Here is a 17,865-nt window from a genome sequence, read left to right on the forward strand (position 1 = left end):
CGGGTCCGTCACGTGGTTCGAGTCGTCCGCCCCCGCGGGGCCGCGCTCGCGCTGATCGCCGTGTTGCTCCTGGGCTGCATAGCCCTGGGCGGCACGGCGCCCGCGCGTGCCGCCGACCCCCCGCCGCCGGGAGCGGGACCGAGCGCGTCGATCGACCCGGGCAAGGTCGCGGCCGGGGACAAGGTCTCGGTCGTCGGTGGCGACTGGACCCCCGGATCCCTGGTCCAGGCAAGCATCTGCGGCGAGAACGGCCTGCGCGGCACCGTCAACTGCGCCGCCGCCAGTGCCGCGAGCGGAACGGCCGACGCCGGCGGCAACATCTCGATCACGCTGACCGCCGCGATCCCGCCGTCCCCGTGTCCGTGTGTGGTCCGCATCGCGGTGATCATGAACGGCCCGCCGAAGGACGCGAGCGTGCCGCTGGAGATCGACGGCGCGCCGTACGCGCCGCTGCCGGTGACGGTCAAGACGCCCGGTCGGCTGGTCTTCATCGACAGCGCCATGGTCGGCGAGGACTCGATCTTCACCTGGTTCGGCTCACCGGTGCAGCGCCGGTTCCGGATCGAGGTCGGCAACATGGGCCAGACCGCGATCATCAACCCGACCTTCCGGATCGGCTTCTACGAAGGCGTGTACGCCCCGACCTGGGAGGACTACGAGTCGCACGTCACCATCGCGCCCGGACAGCGCACCACCATCTCGCTCCCCGTGGAGCTGAACCCCCGCCAACACGGCACGTTCAGCTGGCGGGTGACCTACGACAACCAGATCGTGGACGAACAGGCCCTGGAGGTCGGCCGCCCGTGGGGCGTGTACATCTTCGGCGCGCTCCTGGTGATCGTGGTCCCGGTGGCGGCCTGGCGGCTGTTCGTGCGTGTCGTCGAACTGGTCGGCGAGCAGCGGGCCCGGCGCACCGCCGAGCGCGAGCGTGAAGTGGGCCTGCCCGGCTCCTCGTTGCGCACGACCGGGAACCGCAAGCCGGTCGAGGGCGAGGCGGATGGCGGCGCGGCGGATCACCTCCCGGCGAACCGCCGCCCGGCCGGGACCGACGTCGAGCCGGTCGACCCGAGCAAGCGCCCGATGCGCTCGATGGTCGAGACGATGGCCATCGGCGGTCCGCTGTACGCGGACTCCGCGCCCGGCGGCGACGATGATCCCCGCGCCGGGGAGTCCGGGGGAGGGGATCGATGACCCCGCGACCCGGCAAGGGCGTCGGCGCCCTCATCGCGATTCCGCTCGTGGTGGGCACCGTGCTGGTGTTCCACTACGGCCCCGGCGGCGAGTTCGGGGCGTCGCGTACCGATGTCAGCGACCAGGCCGGACCGGGCGGCGGCGGTTCGTTCCGCCCCGTGCCGACCGCCGGCGCGGACACGAACTCCGCCCCGCCGTCCGCCGGTTCGACCGGGACGGATCCGTCCGGCTCCGGCCCCGCCGGCGGCGGCGGTACGAGCGGCGGCGGGACCGGCACGACCGGCGGCACGGGTGGCGGGGACCTCGATTGGGACACCAGGATCGAGCAACCGCGTACCCCCGACCGGGTGGACGGCAACGTCAACCCGGGCCCGCTGGCGGTCAGCACCCCGAACGCCGGGCAGAGCCGGCTCGTCGTGGACCGCGGCACCGGCACCGCCAGGGGCGCGCTCAACCCGATGCTCGTCCAGGACTTCCGCGGTTCGCGCAACGGGTGGACCCTCACCGGCGCGATGTCCGACTTCCGCGCGGAGGACGGTTCCCGGATCGAGGCGCACAACCTCGTCTGGGAGCCGTACTGCACGCCACATCCGGGGCGCGGCCCGTATCCCAGCTCGGCGAAGCCCGGAAACCGGACCTCGTCGAGCCGTACCGCGACCCTCTGCTCCACCTCGTCCTCACCGGGTGTCACAGGGGGTGAATTCGATGTCGGCGCGGATCTGACCCTGCGTCTGCCCGACCGCAACACGTCGGCCGAGAGCTATTCGGCGACTTTGACGCTCACGCTCAGCTGACCGAAACGACGGGGTGGGTCCCGCCCCGACGAAGGGAGCACAACCTGATGAGCAAGGCCAAGACAAGACTCGCCATGACGGCGATCGGCGGCATGCTGGTCGCCGGCGGCGGGGGCATGTTCGTGTTCGCGCCGAGCGCGCAGGCCGCCGGGACGAGTTCGACGTCCACGGTCAAGATGACCTGTACGTTCCCCAAGGGGATCGGTATGGACGACCCCATCACCCTGGATCTGACGTTCAAGCTGGAGGCGCCCGCCAAGGTGGCTCCCGGGCAGGACGCCACGATCAAGGTGGACATGGGCGAAACCGTGCCGGCGCCGCTGGACTTCCAGGCCGGCGTGGGCTTCTCCGCGCTGTTCGACACGTCCGCCACGGGTGCGTCCACCTCCCCGGTGAAGATCACCGGGGACCCGGGCAAACTGCCCGCCCTGGTCAAGGGGCAGCCGATCAAGGTCCCGCCGTTCGACGCCAAGGTCGCGGTGCCCGCGAACGCCACCGACGGCAGTCTCGACCTCACCCTTGGTCACCTGACGCTCAACGCCGGCGCCAAGGTCGAGTGCGAGCCCAAGACGTCGCCGAAGTTCCTCAGCCTCAATGTGGACAAGACCACCCCGTCCAACTCGCCGTCCCCGAGCACCTCGGCCTCCCCTTCCACGTCGGCTTCCCCGTCCACCTCGGCCTCCGCCTCGCCGAGCACGTCCACATCGGCCGAGCCGCCCGGCCCGCCCAACGGCAAGGAGATCAACGTCGACTACACCTGCAAGACGGTGGTCGAGGACTTCCCGGTCGAGATCCCGGACACGACGGCGACCTACGGAATCACCGTCACCGTGCCCAGCACCGCCACGAAGGGCGCCAAGCTGGACATCTCGGCCTCGTTCAAGGACAACCTGGTCGGCAAGGCGCCGTCGAGCCTGCCCGGCAGCGACATCGACCTGAAGTTCGTGCCCACGATCACCATCGACGTGGCGCAGGGCTCGACCAAGGTACCGCTGGACCTGGTCGGCCCGGAGAAGGCGGTCAAGGTCAACGGGGGTGACCCGCTGAAGGTGGACGGGCCGATCACCGGCAAGTTCGACGTGTGGGGCGGCGGCGACTACACCTTCACGCCGGGCCAGTTGAAGATCGCGACCAAGGCGTCGCTGGGCTCCATCAACGCCAAGTCCACCACCACCTGCACGGTCACCCACACCGACGTCTCGGCCACCCTCAAGGCCAAGGGCGACGCCGGCACCCCGCCGCCCACGCTGACCCAGTCCCCCACGGGCAACGTCGGCACCAACGGCGGCAGCAGCTCCACCGGCGGCAGCACCGGTGACCTCGCGCACACCGGCGCCTCCGGCGGCGGCATGACCGCGTTCGCGATGGCGGCCGGCACCGCCGTGCTCGCCGCGATCGCGCTGATGTTGTTCGTGCCCTACCGTCGCCGGATCCGCAACCAGGTCTGACGTCCGGTCGGTTCCGGTCGGTTCCGGGCACCATGACCGAATCCGGCCCGAACCGAAAGCGCATGCGAAGGGTCCCCTTGCCGGTCCTCACCCGGCCGGGGGACCCTTCGCCTGTATCCCGCCCCGCCCCGACTCCCGTTCGTCGCCCACGAGAAGGAACGCGACCTCCGATGGCTCTCTCGGCTTCACGCCCGGCCGGCGCCGCCCTCGCCCTGGTCTGCGCGGTCGGCCCGGTGCTCGCGCTCGCCGCGCCCGCCGCGGCGGAACCGCTGACCGTGCCGGTGCACTGCGTCATCCCGCTGGACCAGCCCGCCGTGGACGGTCCACAGCAGATATCCCTCGACGGCCCCACCGACCCGGTCCGCCCGGGGGAGAAGGCGCGGATCAAGGTCACCCTCGGCGGCAGCCCCGCCACCAGCCCGCTGCCGTTCCCCGGCACCCCGCTGACCCCCTCGATCCAGCTCGTCCTCTCCGGCGGCGCGAGCGGCGAACTCACGCTCCAGGGACCGAAGATGCGCGTGGACATCCCCGGTACGCCCGCGCTGATCGTGGTGCCGCCGTACGAGGGCGAGATCACCGTGCCGCTCGACGCCAGGGGCGACATCCGGATCGCCCCCGGCAAGATGGTCACCACCACCGCGATCTTCGGCGACCAGATCACCACGTGCTTCCCGACCGCGCCCGCGCCGCCCGCGATGACGCTGCGGGTCGACCTCGGGGGAGCGGCCCCGGACGGCCCCTCCGCCACTCCGGGCGACCCGACGGCCGGATCACCCCCGGCATCGGGCCAGGCGTCCGTCCAGGCCCCGCCGGAGCGTACCCAGGACCCGACCGCGAGCGCGGCGCGCGGCCCCGACGCGATGGTGGAGAGTCGAGGCGGCGACGACGGCGAGATCTCCGGCGGAACGATCATCTGGATCGTCGCCGGCGGGCTGATCCTGTTGATGGCCGCGTCCACGATGGTGTTCTCCTGGCGTCGCCACAAAGACGACGAATGGTGAGGTAAGCCCCGCCCTCCGCGCGCCGGTACGCCGTCCCGCGGTCGGCGAAAAATGTCCGCCGATCCCGGGCTCCCCCGATCCGGTCGTACGGAGCTCGTCAACGCGGCGCCCCCGCGTCAGTAACATCAAGGTCATGACCCGCGTACTGCTCGCCGAGGACGACGCATCCATCTCCGAACCACTCGCGCGTGCGTTGCGCCGAGAGGGCTACGAGGTCGAGGTGCGCGAGGACGGCCCAAGCGCTCTCGAATGCGCCGCGCAGAGTGGGGTGGACCTGCTCGTCCTCGACCTCGGTCTGCCCGGCATGGACGGCCTGGAGGTGTGCCGACGGCTGCGCGCCGAGGGGCACGGCTTCCCGGTGCTCGTCCTGACCGCGCGCGCCGACGAAGTGGACACGGTGGTCGGCCTCGACGCCGGTGCCGACGACTACGTCACCAAGCCCTTCCGGCTCGCCGAACTGCTCGCGCGCGTGCGCGCGCTGCTGCGGCGCGGCGCGGCCGACGTCGGCCAGGGTGTGCACGGCGTGCGGATCGACGTCGACTCGCACCGCGCCTGGATCGGCGAGGAGGAGTTGCAGCTCACCGCCAAGGAGTTCGACCTGCTGCGCGTGCTCGTGCGCGACGCGGGCCGGGTGGTCACCCGCGACCAGCTGATGCGCGAGGTCTGGGACACCACCTGGTGGAGCTCCACCAAGACGCTCGACATGCACATCTCCTGGTTGCGCAAGAAGCTCGGCGACGACGCGGGCAACCCCCGCTACATCACCACCGTGCGCGGCGTGGGCTTCCGCTTCGAGAAGAGCTGAGCCGGAGCCGGGCCGACCTCGCGCGAGCCGACCTCGAAAAGCTGACGGGATCCACCTTGCGTCGCAGGCTCATCAACACCACGCTCGGCGTGGTCCTGGTCGTCGTCGCCGTACTCGGCGTGCCGCTGGCGTTCGTCGAGACGCACGCGATCGAGAACACCGCGGGCGACAGCCTCAAGGCGGAGGCCGCCCGCATCCTGGAGGTCGTCGAACTGCGGATGGCCTCCGGCGAACACTCCGACGCCGCGCTGCTGCGCCGCCAGGTCGAGCCGCATCGCTACGCGATCGTGCGGCTGCCGGGCGATCCCCCGCTGGTGATCGGCGACAAGCCGAGCGGCCGGGTCTTCGAGAAGACCATGCCCGGCGAGATGGGCGACTCGGTCACCGTCGGCGAGCCGCGTGAGCGGGTGACCACCAAGATCCGCGAATCGCTGCTGCTGATCCTGGGCGTGGCGCTGCTCGCGGTCGCGGCCGCCGCCGCCCTCGCGGTCTGGCAGGCCCGCCGACTGGCCCGTCCGCTGACCGACCTGGCCGAGACCGCCGAACGCCTGGGCTCGGGCGACCCCAGGCCCCGGCACCGCCGTTACGGCGTGCCCGAGCTGGACCGGGTCGCCGAGGTGCTGGACCAGAGCGCCGAGCGGATCGCCAGGATGCTCACCGCGGAGCGTCGGCTGGCCGCCGACGCCTCGCATCAGCTGCGCACCCCGCTGACCGCGCTGTCCATGCGCCTCGAGGAGATCATCGCCACCGAGGACCCGGAGATCGTCAAGGAGGAGGCGGCGATCGCGCTCTCCCAGGTCGAGCGGCTGACCGACGTGGTGCAGCGGCTGCTGACCAGCAGTCGGCGCGGCAGCGGCGGGCGCGACCCGCGCAACATCTCCGCGGTCACCGTCCGGGTGGACGACGTGATCCAGCAGCAGATCGACGAGTGGCGGCCCAACTTCCGCGAGGCCCGCCGCAGCATCCGGGTCGAGGGCGAGCGCGGGCTGACCGCGGTGGCCACGCCGGGCGCGCTGTCCCAGGTGCTGGCCACGCTGGTGGAGAACACGCTGATGCACGGCGCGGGCGGGGTGAACATCCGGACCCGGATCACCGGGACGTCCGTGGTGGTCGAGGTGGAGGACGAGGGCACGGGAGTGCCCGACGAGCTGGGGGCGCGGGTATTCGAGCGGGCGGTCAGCGGCCACAACTCGACCGGCCTGGGACTCGCGGTGGCCCGGGATCTGGCCGAGGCCGACGGGGGGCGGTTGGAACTGCTCCAGCAGCGACCGCCGGTGTTCGCGGTGTTCCTGGCGGCCCACCCGGAGGAACCGCACAGTTGACGGTTCGTCGCGTCGGGGTCGGGCGCGGCGCGGGATACGGGGTGCGCGAGGAAATCGCGCGGGGCCGGGCGCGGGGGAGGTGCGGGCCGGGTTCAGGCCCGGGAGGTCTCGCTCTCGTCCTCGACCAGCCGCGCGGCCTCGGTGACCAGTCGGGTGCCGGCGGGTCCCGCCGGCCGATCGTCCGCGTCCTCCTCGCCCGGCGGCGCGACCACCCGGACCGGCTTGCGGTCGATCTCGCGGGTGCCGGTGAACACCCACGTGCGATACGACCAGAACCGGAACAGGGTGCCGAGCGGCAGGCCGACCGCGTACTTCGCGATGTTGTCCGCGAGCAGCGAGGTGTGGCCGAGCCAGTAGTGCGAGATCGCCACGGTGCCGGCCTCGATCGCCATGCCGACCCCGCTGAACACCATGAACAGCACGAACTCGCGCCGACTGTCGTCGGAGGTGCGGTGCCGGAAGGCCCAGTAGCGGTTGCCGAGGTAGTTCACCACGATCGCGACCGCCGTCGAGATCACCGACGAGCGCACCGAGGCCAGACCCAGATGGTCACGACACAAGTTGAACACGATCACGTTGACGACCACGCCGAACCCGCCGACGGCGCCGAACTTCAGCGTTTCGTGCAGCAGGTGTCCGACCCGGTCGTACCAATTCCGGAGCGCCTTCACGACATGCCACCTTCGGCGACCGGTGCGGGATCCGGCCGTTTGTGCTTGAACACCCACGTGCGGAATGCCCAGAAGCGAAACAGCGTGCCGAGAGCCATACCGACGATGTTCGCCGAGATGTTGTCGGCGAGCTTGCTCTCGTAGCCCATCAGGGTGTGCGACACGAACACGCTCGACGCCTGGATGCCCGCCGCGATCGCGCTGAACACGAAGAAGAGCGTGTACTCGCGTCCGACGCCGGTGCGGTCCCGATGCCGATACGTCCAGTATCGGTTACCGACGTACGCGACGATCGTCGCCGGGATCGAGGACGTGATCTTCGCGCCGACGCCGCCCATCCCCAGGGACAGGCACAGGTTGAACACGAGGACGTCCACCGCGTAGGCCAGGCCGCCCGCGACGAGGAACTGGGTGACCTCGGAGCGCACCCGGGCGATCCGGCTCGCCGGCGGTCCGGCGGCCCCCTCGGACGGGGCGTCGACGGGCGAAGGCACGGACGCTCCTCTGGCACCACGGGTGCTACCGACTTGACGACTCACTCGACGAGGGTAGCCGTCGCGGCCGTTCGACATCGGCGCGCGGTCTCCCTCCCGTTGCACACTCTTTACCGGAACATCCCGTGCCACGTGTGGCACACGTCGCCCGCGACCGGCTCCGCGCCGCCCGGCGCCGCGAGTGTCCGCGGCGGGTCGGTACCCTTCCCCCGTGACGTTCCCAGTCGTCGGCATGGTCGGCGGCGGCCAGCTCGCCCGCATGACGCACCAGGCCGCAATCCCGCTCGGCGCCCGCTTTCGCGTACTCGCCGCATCCCCGTCCGAATCCGCGGCCCAGGTGGTCGGCGACGTCGTGCTCGGCAGTGAGGACGATCTCGCCGACCTGCGCCGCTTCGCGCAGGACTGCGCCGTGGTCACCTTCGACCACGAGCAGGTGCCCACCGCGCTCCTGGAGGCATTGGAGGCCGACGGCGTCGCCGTGCGGCCGAGCTCGCGCGCGCTCGTGCACGCCCAGGACAAGGGCGTGATGCGGGCCAGGCTGGCCGAGATCGGCGTGCCGTGCCCGCGCAACCGGATCGTGGCCGACCCGGCGGAGGTCGCGGCGTTCGCGGCCGAGGTGGGCGGCTGGCCGGTGGTGCTCAAGACCACGCGCGGCGGCTACGACGGCAAGGGCGTGTGGATCGTCCGGGACCGGGACGAGGCGGCCGTGCCGTTCGCGGCCGGGGTGCCCGTGCTGGCCGAGGAGAAGGTGGACTTCACCCGCGAGCTGGCGGCCTGCGTGGTGCGTTCGCCGCACGGCCAGGCGGTGGCCTACCCCGTGGTCGAGTCGATCCAGGTGGACGGGGTCTGCCGCGAGGTGATCGCGCCCGCGCCCGACCTGAGCGAGGAGCGCGCGGTCGAGGCCCAGCGGATCGCCCTGTCCATCGCGGGCGAGCTGGACGTGACCGGGCACCTGGCGGTCGAGCTGTTCGAGACCGCCGACGGCCGGATCCTGGTCAACGAGCTGGCCATGCGTCCGCACAACAGCGGGCACTGGAGCATCGACGGCGCGGTCACCTCGCAGTTCGAGAACCACCTGCGCGCGGTGCTCGACCTGCCGCTGGGCGACCCGCGCGCCCGGGCGCCGTGGACGGTGATGGTCAACGTGCTCGGCGGCGACTACACCGACATGTACCGCCCGTTCCTGCACGTGATGGCCCGCGATCCCGGGGTCAAGGTGCACATGTACGGCAAGGACGTGAAGCCCGGCCGCAAGGTCGGACACGTCACCGTGAGCGGCGACGACCTGGCCGACGTGCGCGAGCGCGCCCGGCACGCCGCCGACTACCTCCGAGGGGACATCACCGAATGAGCACGCAGCCCGTCGTCGGCATCGTCATGGGGTCCGACTCGGACTGGCCGGTGATGGAACTCGCCGCGCAGGTCATGGACGAGTTCGGGATCGGCTACGAGGCCGACGTGGTCTCCGCGCACCGGATGCCGCAGGAGATGATCGCGTACGGCACCGACGCCGCCGGGCGCGGCCTGAAGGTGATCATCGCCGGCGCGGGCGGCGCCGCGCACCTGCCCGGGATGCTCGCCTCGGTCACCCCGCTGCCGGTGATCGGCGTACCGGTGCCGCTGAAGTACCTGGACGGCATGGACTCGCTGCTGTCCATCGTGCAGATGCCGGCCGGCGTGCCGGTGGCGACCGTCTCGATCGGCGGAGCGCGCAACGCGGGGCTGCTGGCGGTACGGATCCTGGCCGCGCACGATCCGGCGCTGCTGGCCCGGATGGGCGAGTTCCAGGCGGAGCTGAAGGCGCAGGCGACCGAGAAGGGCCGCAAGCTGCGCGAGCGGATCGGGTCGTAGCCGGCCGTAGTCGATCCCGGGTGGTGGCCGGGTGGTGGCCGCCCACCGGGGCCCGAGCGGGTGCCCGGGGCCCGGTGTCGGGCGGCTCAGGCCGGGCCGGGGCCCGTGCCCGTCATGGTGATGCGCTGGAGCTCCACCGCCGAGCAGCGGTCCATCACCATGTCCAGTCCCGCGTCGCGGACCCGCTGGTAGGCCTGCTCGTCGATCACGTCCAACTGGAACCAGACGGCCTTCGCGCCGATCTTGACGGCCTGGTCGGCGATATCGCCGGCCTGGTTCGAGTTCACGAACACGTCGACCACGTCGACCGGGAACGGGATCTCGGCGAGCGTGGCGTAGCCCGGCTCGCCGTGCACGGTCTCCGCCTTGGGGTGCACGGGCACCACGCGCTTTCCCCACTGACGGAGGAACGCGGCTACTCCGTATGCGGCGCGGTGGGAGTTGGTGCTGAGCCCCACCACCGCCCAGGTGTGCGTGTCGAGGATCCGTCGGATCGTGGCCTCGTCGCCGTAAGGCATGCTGATGACCTCGCAGTCTTGTCTCGCTGCTCGCGGTGCCCCCCGACAGACGGACGGCGCGGCGCCGTCGGCCCGGTGAGTGTGCCCCCGGGGCGGGCTCGCTACTCAGGGGCGACCGAGAGCCCGGTACGTCCATCCTGCGCCGCGCCAGCGCACCGGGTCGAGGGCATTGCGCCCGTCGAGTACGCGCCGCTGCGCGACGATCCCGCCCAGCTCGGCCGGATCCATCTCGCGGAACTCCGCCCACTCGGTCAGATGGAGCACCACGTGCGCGCCGCGGGCCGCGTCGAAGGCGGTCTCCGCGAAGGTCAGGCCCGGGTACATCTTGCGGGCGTTGTCCATCGCCTTGGGGTCGTACACGGTCACCTCGCCGCCCTGGAGCTGTACCTGGGCGGCGACGTTGAGCGCGGGCGAGTCGCGGATGTCGTCGGAGTTCGGCTTGAAGGCCGCCCCGAACACCGCGACCCGGCGGCCCAGGAAGCTGCCGTCGCACTGCTCGCGGGCGAGGTCGACCATCCGGAAGCGGCGGCGCATGTTGATCGCGTCCACCTCGCGCAGGAAGGTGAGCGCCTGGTCGGCGCCCAATTCGCCGGCCCGGGCCATGAAGGCGCGGATGTCCTTGGGCAGGCAACCGCCGCCGAAGCCGAGCCCGGCCTTGAGGAAGCGGCCGTTGATCCGGGGGTCGAAGGCGAGCGCCTCGGACAACTGCTCGACGTCGGCGCCGGCCGCCTCGCAGACCTCGGCCATCGCGTTGATGAAGGAGATCTTGGTGGCCAGGAACGAGTTGGCGGCGGTCTTGACCAGCTCCGAGGTGGCGAAGTCGGTCACCACGAGCGGCACACCCTCGGCGAGCAGGGACGCGTACACCTCGCGCAGCGAGTCCTCGGCCGCCCGCGAGCGCACGCCGATCACGAGCCGGTCCGGGTGCAGGGTGTCCCGGACGGCGAAGCCCTCGCGCAGGAACTCGGGGTTCCAGGCCAACTCGGCCGCGGCGCCCACGGGGGCCAACTCGGCGATCCGGCTCGCCAGCCGATCGGCGGTGCCGACCGGGACCGTGGACTTGCCGACGATCAGGCAGGGCCGCTCCAGGAGCGGGGCGAGCGCGTTCACGGCCGCGTCGACGTAGGACACGTCGGCGGCGAACTCGCCCTTGCGCTGCGGCGTGTTCACGCAGACGAAGTGCACGTCGCCGAACGCGGCCAGCTCGGCGACGTCGGTGGTGAAGCGCAGCCGGCCGGAGGCGACGTGCGGGGCCATCAGCTCCTCCAGCTCCGGCTCCCAGAACGGGATCCGGCCGCTCGCGAGGGTGGCCACCTTGTCCGGGTCCACGTCCATCCCCAGGACCTCGAAGCCGAGTTCGGCCATGCACGCCGCGTGCGTGGCGCCCAGGTAGCCGGTACCGATGACCGTGATGCGGGGTGCCACGTACGTCACCTGACTTCTTCGTCGGAGGAATGGGTGGGATCCGGATCGAATCTGGATCGTATCGGCCGGGCCCGGGGCATCGTCGCCGAACCGTGGCCGTCCCGGTGCGAGGTTCGACGACGTGCGGCTGAATAATTGTGGGCGTCCGTGTTGTTTACTGAGCGGTAATAAAACAGGCATCCTCCGCAGCCCTTCAGTCCCGAGAGGTAGGCACCCGTGGCCGGACGTAAAGACTTCGACCTGTTCCGCGTCTCCGAGGAGCACGACATGCTCCGCGAGTCGGTTCGCGCACTCGCCGAGGCGAAGATCGCCCCGTTCGCCGCAGAGGTCGACGAGCAGTCGCGGTTTCCGCAGGAAGCGCTCGACGCGCTCACCGCGAACGATCTCCATGCGGTCCACGTCCCCGAGGAGTACGGCGGCGCGGGCGCCGACGCGCTCGCCACCGTGATCGTGATCGAGGAGGTCGCCCGGGTGTGCGCGTCCTCGTCGCTGATTCCGGCGGTGAACAAGCTGGGCAGCATGCCGGTGATGCTGGCCGGGTCCGAGGACCTGAAGCGGCGCTACCTCGGCGCGGTGGCGCGCGGCGACGGCATGTTCTCCTACTGCCTGTCCGAGCCGGAGGCGGGGTCGGACGCGGCGGCGATGAAGACCCGCGCGGTGCGCGACGGCGACTCGTGGGTGCTCGACGGCGTCAAGCGCTGGATCACCAACGCGGGCGTGTCCGAGTTCTACACGGTGATGGCCGTGACCGACCCGGAGAAGCGCTCCAAGGGCATCTCGGCGTTCGTGGTGGAGAAGTCGGACGAGGGTGTGTCGTTCGGCGCCCCGGAGAAGAAGCTCGGGATCAAGGGCTCGCCGACGCGCGAGGTCTACCTCGACAATGTGCGCATCCCGGCCGACCGGATCATCGGCGAGGAGGGTACGGGCTTCGCCACCGCGATGAAGACGCTCGACCACACGCGCGTGACGATCGCGGCGCAGGCGCTGGGCATCGCGCAGGGTGCGCTGGACTATGCCAAGGGGTATGTGCGGGAGCGGAAGCAGTTCGGCAAGCCGATCGCCGACTTCCAGGGCATCCAGTTCATGCTGGCGGACATGGCGATGAAGCTGGAGGCGGCCCGGCAGCTCACCTACGCGGCGGCGGCCAAGTCCGAGCGCGGCGACGCGGACCTGACCTTCCACGGCGCCGCGGCCAAGTGCTTCGCGTCGGACGCGGCGATGGAGATCACCGTCGACGCGGTGCAGTTGCTCGGCGGCTACGGCTACACACGTGACTACCCGCTGGAGCGCATGATGCGCGACGCGAAGATCACCCAGATCTACGAGGGCACCAACCAGGTCCAGCGCATCGTGATGGCCCGCAACCTGCCGAAGTAGGCGCTCGGCTCGACCCCGTCGGGTCGACGCGTCACGGAACGACACGATCCCCCACCGAGACCTCTCGGCGGGGATCGTGTCGTTCGGAGTGGGCGGGGCTTCTCGTCAGCCGACGTGGACGGCCGGGGTGGTCGTCGCGGCCTCGTCGGTCTCCGGGGCAGCGGCGTTGCCGGCGACGACGGTCGTGGGCGGGGTGCGGAGCACCAGCATGGCGATGATCGCCGACGCCGCGAGTAGGACCGTGCCCACCGTGAACGCCAGGTGGAAGCCGCCGGTCAGGGCCTCGGCGGCGGACTTGCCCTCCCCCGCGAGGGTGTCGGCGCGGGAGGTGGAGAGGGTGTTCAGCAGCGCGACGCCCAGGGCCCCGCCGATCTGCTGGGTCGTGTTGAACAGGCCGGAGACCACGCCCGCCTCCTCGGGCCGGGCACCGGACATCGCCAACGTGGCGAGCGCGGGCAGGACCAGGCCGCCGCCGCTGATCAGGACGAACACCGGGAGCAGGTCGATCAGGTACGAGCCGTCGACCGGGACGCGGGCCAGGTAGGCCATGCCGGCGGTGAGCATGAGCAGTCCGACGACCAGCACGTTCCGGGCGCCGAAGCGGCCGATGACGCGAGCGGAGACGCCGAGGGAGACGACGCCGATGGCGAGCGCGGTCGGGAACATCGCCCAGCCGGTCTTGGCCGCCCCGAAGCCGAGGACGTGCTGCATGTAGAGGACGACCAGCACCTGGAAGCCGAACATGGCCGCGATCGTCAGCACTTGGAGGGCGTTCGCGCCGCTCACGTTGCGGGAGCGGAAGGTGCGCAGCGGCAGCAGCGGCGCCGCGACGCGGGCCTGCCGGAGGATGAACAGCGCCAGCAGTGCGAAGGAACCGGCAAGCAGCGCCCAGGTCTTGGCCGAGCCCCACCCGTACGCCTCGGCCTTCACCACGGCGTACACCAGCAACATCAGCCCGCCGGTGACCAGGACGGCCCCGACGATGTCGGCCCTGCCGCGACCGCCGGCGGCGGGGGTGTCGGCATCCAGGACGCGGGTCGCCAGGAGCAGGGTGACGGCGCCGATCGGGAGGTTGACCAGGAAGATCCAGTGCCAGTTCGCCGCCTCGGTGAGCACACCGCCGAGCACCAGACCCAGGGACGCACCCGCAGCACCGATGAAGCTGAACGCGCCGATGGCCTTGCCCTGTTCGGCGGGTTCGGGGTAGAGCGTGACGATCATCCCGAGACTGACGGCGGACGCCATCGCGCCTCCGGCGCCTTGGAGGAACCGCGCCGCGAGCAACATCTCGGGACTCGTGGCCACGCCGCACAGCAGCGACGCGACGGTGAAGACGGCGAGCCCGGCCAGGAACATGCGCTTGCGCCCGAAGAGGTCCCCGAGCCGTCCGGCGAGGAGCAGCAGGCCGCCGAAGGCGATCATGTAGATGTTCATGACCCAGGCGAGATCGGCCGACGAGAACCCGAGGTCCGCGCCGATCGAGGGAAGCGCGACGGTCACGATCGTGCCGTCCAGGATCACCATCAGCATGCCGGCGCAGAGGAGGGTGAGGGCGAGGCCGCGCGGATACGCGCGGGGTGGCGCGGCGGCGTTTTTGCGGTGGCGGCCGACAGTGCCATGGGTTTGTGTCTCCTTGTGTGGTGGGGCGGTGGGGCGGTGGGGTGGCCCGGGGTGGCGCCGGGGTGTCCGGTGGCAAGAGAGACGTTAGCAGATAGTTTTGTTGTAGACGATATGCGTCGGACTTATTTTGAACGGGATGATTGGAGGGTGCTGTTGGGGGTGTGGGTGACGGGTGGTTGGTGGCGGTGGCGGGTGGTTGGTGATGGGTGGGGTGGTGGGGTGGGCGAGGCGGTGGGTCGGAGTTGAGAGGTGGGCAGCGGGCTGGGCTGGGGTCGTGAGGAGGGCAAAGGGGTGAGCCGGAGTCGTGAGGTGAGCAGCGGGCTGGGCCGGGGTCGCAACGGGAGCGAAGGGGTGGGCCGGGGTCGCGAGGTGAGGAAGACGTGGCAGCCGGGGTCGTGAGAAGGGCGAAGGGGCCGCCGGGGTCGTGAGGTGAGGAGCGGGCTGGGGCCGGGTCGTGACGGAGCGAAGGGGGCCGCCGGGGTCGTGAGGTGGGGAGCGGGCTGGGGCCGGGGTCGTGACGGGAGTGACCAGGTGGGCCGGGGTCGTGGTGGCGGCGGCGGCTTTTTATTGGGCGCTTCGCGCCGGCTCGCGGGGGGCCACTTTTTCTCTCCCCCGCTTCGCTCCTCCGAGAAAAAGTGGCCCCCCGCTCGCGGCTGTGCGCCCCTCCGCTTCGCTCCGGGTCGCCCAGCCTAAAAAAACAAGCGGCGGCTCCGCCGCTCTCCGCGCTGCGCGCGTCGATCGCGTGGGCGGCCCTTCTCGTGGGCGCTGACGCGCCACGGGGGTGAGGGGCGGGGAGGCCAGGCTCGCGACACGACGCGGGTCCCGCCCCGCCTGGCCACTGCTGCGATGTGGGCCTTGCCCGGTGAGCCGAGTCGTTGGTGTATCCCGTCGGCGCGTCAGCGCCCACGACCCTGGCCGAGGTGGTGATCGACGCGCGAAGCGCGGAGAGCGGCGGAGCCGCCGCTTGTTTTTTAGGCTGGGCGACCCGGAGCGAAGCGGAGGGGCGCACAGCCGCGAGCGGGGTGCCGCTTTTCTGCGGAGGAGCGAAGCGGGGGAGCAGAAAAGCGGTGCCTCGCGAGCCGGCGCGAAGCGCCCAACAAAAAGCCGCCGCCGCCGTCGCGACTCCGGCCCGTCCCTTCGCCGCCGTCGCGACTCCGGCCCAGCCCGCTCCTCACCTTGCGACCCCGGCCCGCCCCTTCGCTCCCGTCGCGACTCGGCCGCCGTGTCCTGCTCACCTCGCGACCCTGGCCTCCCCCTTCGCTCACCTCACGCCCCCGCCGCCGCGTCTTGCTCACCCCGGGCCGAAGGCGCGATCAGTCGTGGGCGAGGCCGAATTCGATGCGGTCGGCTGGGTTGGGGAGGCGGGCTCGCCAATCGGCGGGGACCTTGTCGGGTGGCACGGTGCCGGTCAGGAGGCGGATCGGTTTCGCGAGGCCGGGCCTGTGCATGATCGCGGCGCGCAACCATCGCACGAGTGAACGGAGTCGGCGACTGGGACACCGGCCGGGTGGTTGTTCTCGGTATCGTGCGTATGCCATTGCTTCCCTTCGGGGTTGCGGGTGTCGCAGGTGGGCGGGCGCTGCTTGGAATCGGTCACCCGCCCACCTGCGGGTCAGTCGGACGTGGGGGTTTCCCCTGCGACGTGTTGGACCTCCCAGCGGTCGACGGTCCATTTGGGTGCGCCATTGGCGGGTTGCACGGTGACCAGTCCGATGCCGGTGAGGACTACGGGGCCGGCCGGATACTCCTCGCGCTGAGCCTCGTGCACGTGCTCGACGATGTCTCCCTCGCAGACCAGTGGTAGCCGGCTCATGTGAACTCCTTTGATGGGGAAGAGGGTTGGCTCGATCGGTGGGGTGTAGACCGCGTCCTTCGCCGCGTCGGGTGAGAGGACGCGCACGTCGTCGGCGCGGGCCGTGAACGACGTGCCGGCGAGCGTGCGGGCGAACACGGTTTGGCTGGTGGACGATTCGCAGACCCCGCACAGGCCGCTGAGACCGTCGCGGATCCATGCGCCCTGGGTGGGTCGACGCCTTGGCATCGCGGGCTCGGGGATCGATTCGGCTTGTGGCATGCCTCCACTCCTGTCTGCCGATCACCGGCAGCACTAGGCAGCAACCACGGACAGATGGTCACGGATGGTGAAACATCCGTTACGATCGACACTGACATGCAACATGTGTTGTTGCAACAACAATCATCGGTCTCCGGCGCAGTGCGTACCGTTGTGATCGCCCGACGGGCGCCGATTGCCGGACATGAGGGAGTGGCCCCCGCATGAGACCCGCAGCGAATCAAAAGAAGCTTGGCGAGGAACTACGCCGCTTGCGTGTCGAGCGGGGTCTCACGGTGGAGGCGGCCTCGACCAGGGTCGGGTGGGACAAGAGCAAGTTGTCGCGCTTGGAGACGAACAAGACCCTGATCGGCAAGCAGCACGTCGATGCACTCGCGGAGGCCCTCGGCCTGACCTCGGCCATGCGTTTGAGGTTGGATCGCCTCCTGGGCGTCGAGACGGGGGAGTCGGGAATCTGGTGGGGCAGGTATCAGGACGTCCTCTCACCGCAGTACGAAGAGTTGATCCTGTTGGAATCACAGGCCGCGAGCATCGAAGTGGCGGCAATGTTGATCCCGGGTCTCATGCAGGCACCGGGCTATGCGCAGGCAACTCTGCTCCAGAGCGCGTTCGTTCCGGACCCTGAAGACGCCGAAATGCTCTTGGACGTCCGTAGGCAGCGGCAGCAGGTGGTGACGGCTGGCGCGGTGAGTCTTCTGGCTACGTTGTCGGAGTCGGTACTACTGAACGCCTTCTGTGGTCGCGTAGCCTTGCAACGGCAGTTGCAGTATCTGCTCGACCTCGGCCAACTGCCCAACGTATCCCTACGTATCGTCCCCTACGATGCTCCCGGCGCCGCCTTCACCGGCACGGTGACCTTGTTGGATCCGCAGCCGGATGCGGGCGCGACCGTGGCCTATGTCGAGTACGAAGGCGGATCCCAGCTTCTCAGTGACCCGCGCACGATCAAGCGATATCGCCGAAATCTCGCGTACTTCGGCCAGGCTGCGTGTTCGGAAGCTGAATCCCGCCGCATGATCTCGGAACGATTGGAAGACTCTTGAGCAGCATAGAGAGCCACGCCTGGCGCAAGTCGGTGCGCAGCCAGAACCAGGAAGCCTGCGTCGAAGTGGCCCCGCTCGAAGCGTCCACCGGTGTCCGTGACACCAAGGACCGCCGGCGCGGCCACCTGGAAATCGGTCCGGCGGCGTGGGGCGCGCTGTTGCAGGGGCTTCGGGGCGAACGCGCGCTCTGACGGGAAGTCCCCGTGTGGCTTTGGTACGCCATGGCTGTCG

At 70.6% G+C, this 17,865-nt stretch carries 17 protein-coding genes; 11 read left to right on the top strand and 6 right to left on the bottom strand.

Annotated features, from left to right (window positions below):
• Positions 1–12: 12 nt before the first annotated feature.
• The 6 genes from B4N89_RS18470 to B4N89_RS18495 all read left to right on the top strand — a co-directional run bounded on the left by B4N89_RS18470 (position 13) and on the right by B4N89_RS18495 (position 6,561).
• Positions 13–1,191, top strand: coding sequence for a hypothetical protein (locus tag B4N89_RS18470; RefSeq protein ID WP_143658011.1), 1,179 nt, complete (start codon positions 13–15; stop codon positions 1,189–1,191).
• Positions 1,188–1,985, top strand: a complete 798-nt coding sequence (locus B4N89_RS18475) for a hypothetical protein (protein WP_078976928.1) — start codon at positions 1,188–1,190, stop codon at positions 1,983–1,985. Before B4N89_RS18470 ends, B4N89_RS18475 begins: the two co-directional genes overlap by 4 nt.
• A gap of 47 nt (positions 1,986–2,032) precedes the next feature.
• A complete protein-coding gene (locus B4N89_RS18480) occupies positions 2,033–3,433 on the top strand; it encodes a hypothetical protein (protein ID WP_078976929.1) in 1,401 nt (466 codons plus the stop codon).
• A gap of 170 nt (positions 3,434–3,603) precedes the next feature.
• Positions 3,604–4,434: a hypothetical protein gene (locus B4N89_RS18485; protein WP_078976930.1), complete on the top strand. Its 831-nt coding sequence runs from the start codon at positions 3,604–3,606 to the stop codon at positions 4,432–4,434.
• A 133-nt stretch (positions 4,435–4,567) separates the two neighbouring features.
• Positions 4,568–5,239 (top strand): response regulator transcription factor, encoded by a 672-nt coding sequence (locus B4N89_RS18490; RefSeq protein WP_020556678.1) that lies wholly within the window; start codon positions 4,568–4,570, stop codon positions 5,237–5,239.
• 56 nt (positions 5,240–5,295) lie between these two features.
• On the top strand, positions 5,296–6,561 hold the full coding sequence (locus B4N89_RS18495) for an ATP-binding protein (RefSeq protein WP_078976931.1): 1,266 nt from the start codon (positions 5,296–5,298) through the stop codon (positions 6,559–6,561).
• A 92-nt stretch (positions 6,562–6,653) separates the two neighbouring features.
• Here B4N89_RS18495 and B4N89_RS18500 read toward each other — a convergent pair whose 3' ends face one another.
• Positions 6,654–7,232 (bottom strand): GtrA family protein, encoded by a 579-nt coding sequence (locus B4N89_RS18500; RefSeq protein WP_078976932.1) that lies wholly within the window; start codon positions 7,230–7,232, stop codon positions 6,654–6,656.
• Complete coding sequence (locus tag B4N89_RS18505; protein WP_201260859.1) at positions 7,229–7,726, bottom strand: GtrA family protein; 498 nt, start codon at positions 7,724–7,726, stop codon at positions 7,229–7,231. Before B4N89_RS18505 ends, B4N89_RS18500 begins: the two co-directional genes overlap by 4 nt.
• A 211-nt stretch (positions 7,727–7,937) precedes the next feature.
• On the opposite strand from B4N89_RS18505, the gene B4N89_RS18510 reads away from it, so the two are divergent.
• The gene (locus tag B4N89_RS18510; RefSeq protein ID WP_078976934.1) at positions 7,938–9,077 is read left to right on the top strand and encodes a 5-(carboxyamino)imidazole ribonucleotide synthase; all 1,140 of its coding nucleotides are present in this window, start codon (positions 7,938–7,940) and stop codon (positions 9,075–9,077) included.
• Positions 9,074–9,577, top strand: coding sequence for a 5-(carboxyamino)imidazole ribonucleotide mutase (gene purE / locus B4N89_RS18515; protein ID WP_078976935.1), 504 nt, complete (start codon positions 9,074–9,076; stop codon positions 9,575–9,577). The genes B4N89_RS18510 and purE overlap by 4 nt, the downstream gene beginning before the upstream one ends.
• 86 nt (positions 9,578–9,663) lie before the next feature.
• On the opposite strand, the gene B4N89_RS18520 is transcribed toward purE, so the two are convergent.
• Positions 9,664–10,095: a CoA-binding protein gene (locus tag B4N89_RS18520; protein ID WP_078976936.1), complete on the bottom strand. Its 432-nt coding sequence runs from the start codon at positions 10,093–10,095 to the stop codon at positions 9,664–9,666.
• A 105-nt stretch (positions 10,096–10,200) separates the two neighbouring features.
• On the bottom strand, positions 10,201–11,520 hold the full coding sequence (locus B4N89_RS18525) for a UDP-glucose dehydrogenase family protein (protein ID WP_078979447.1): 1,320 nt from the start codon (positions 11,518–11,520) through the stop codon (positions 10,201–10,203).
• A 216-nt stretch (positions 11,521–11,736) separates the two neighbouring features.
• Between B4N89_RS18525 and B4N89_RS18530 the strand changes: the two genes are divergently transcribed.
• Positions 11,737–12,897: an acyl-CoA dehydrogenase family protein gene (locus B4N89_RS18530; protein ID WP_078976937.1), complete on the top strand. Its 1,161-nt coding sequence runs from the start codon at positions 11,737–11,739 to the stop codon at positions 12,895–12,897.
• A gap of 105 nt (positions 12,898–13,002) precedes the next feature.
• Here the strand turns inward: B4N89_RS18530 and B4N89_RS18535 are convergent, their stop codons facing one another.
• Both B4N89_RS18535 and B4N89_RS18540 read right to left on the bottom strand, forming a co-directional pair.
• The gene (locus tag B4N89_RS18535) at positions 13,003–14,427 is read right to left on the bottom strand and encodes a DHA2 family efflux MFS transporter permease subunit (protein ID WP_078976938.1); all 1,425 of its coding nucleotides are present in this window, start codon (positions 14,425–14,427) and stop codon (positions 13,003–13,005) included.
• A gap of 1,702 nt (positions 14,428–16,129) precedes the next feature.
• Positions 16,130–16,591, bottom strand: a complete 462-nt coding sequence (locus tag B4N89_RS18540; protein ID WP_143658012.1) for a hypothetical protein — start codon at positions 16,589–16,591, stop codon at positions 16,130–16,132.
• Positions 16,592–16,794: 203 nt separating this feature from the next.
• On the opposite strand from B4N89_RS18540, the gene B4N89_RS18545 reads away from it, so the two are divergent.
• Positions 16,795–17,634, top strand: coding sequence for a helix-turn-helix domain-containing protein (locus B4N89_RS18545; RefSeq protein WP_078976940.1), 840 nt, complete (start codon positions 16,795–16,797; stop codon positions 17,632–17,634).
• On the top strand, positions 17,631–17,825 hold the full coding sequence (locus B4N89_RS18550) for a DUF397 domain-containing protein (protein WP_078976941.1): 195 nt from the start codon (positions 17,631–17,633) through the stop codon (positions 17,823–17,825). Before B4N89_RS18545 ends, B4N89_RS18550 begins: the two co-directional genes overlap by 4 nt.
• Positions 17,826–17,865: the final 40 nt, after the last annotated feature.

It is taken from the genome of Embleya scabrispora (assembly GCF_002024165.1).
GTDB classification, from domain to species: Bacteria; Actinomycetota; Actinomycetes; order Streptomycetales; family Streptomycetaceae; genus Embleya; species Embleya scabrispora_A.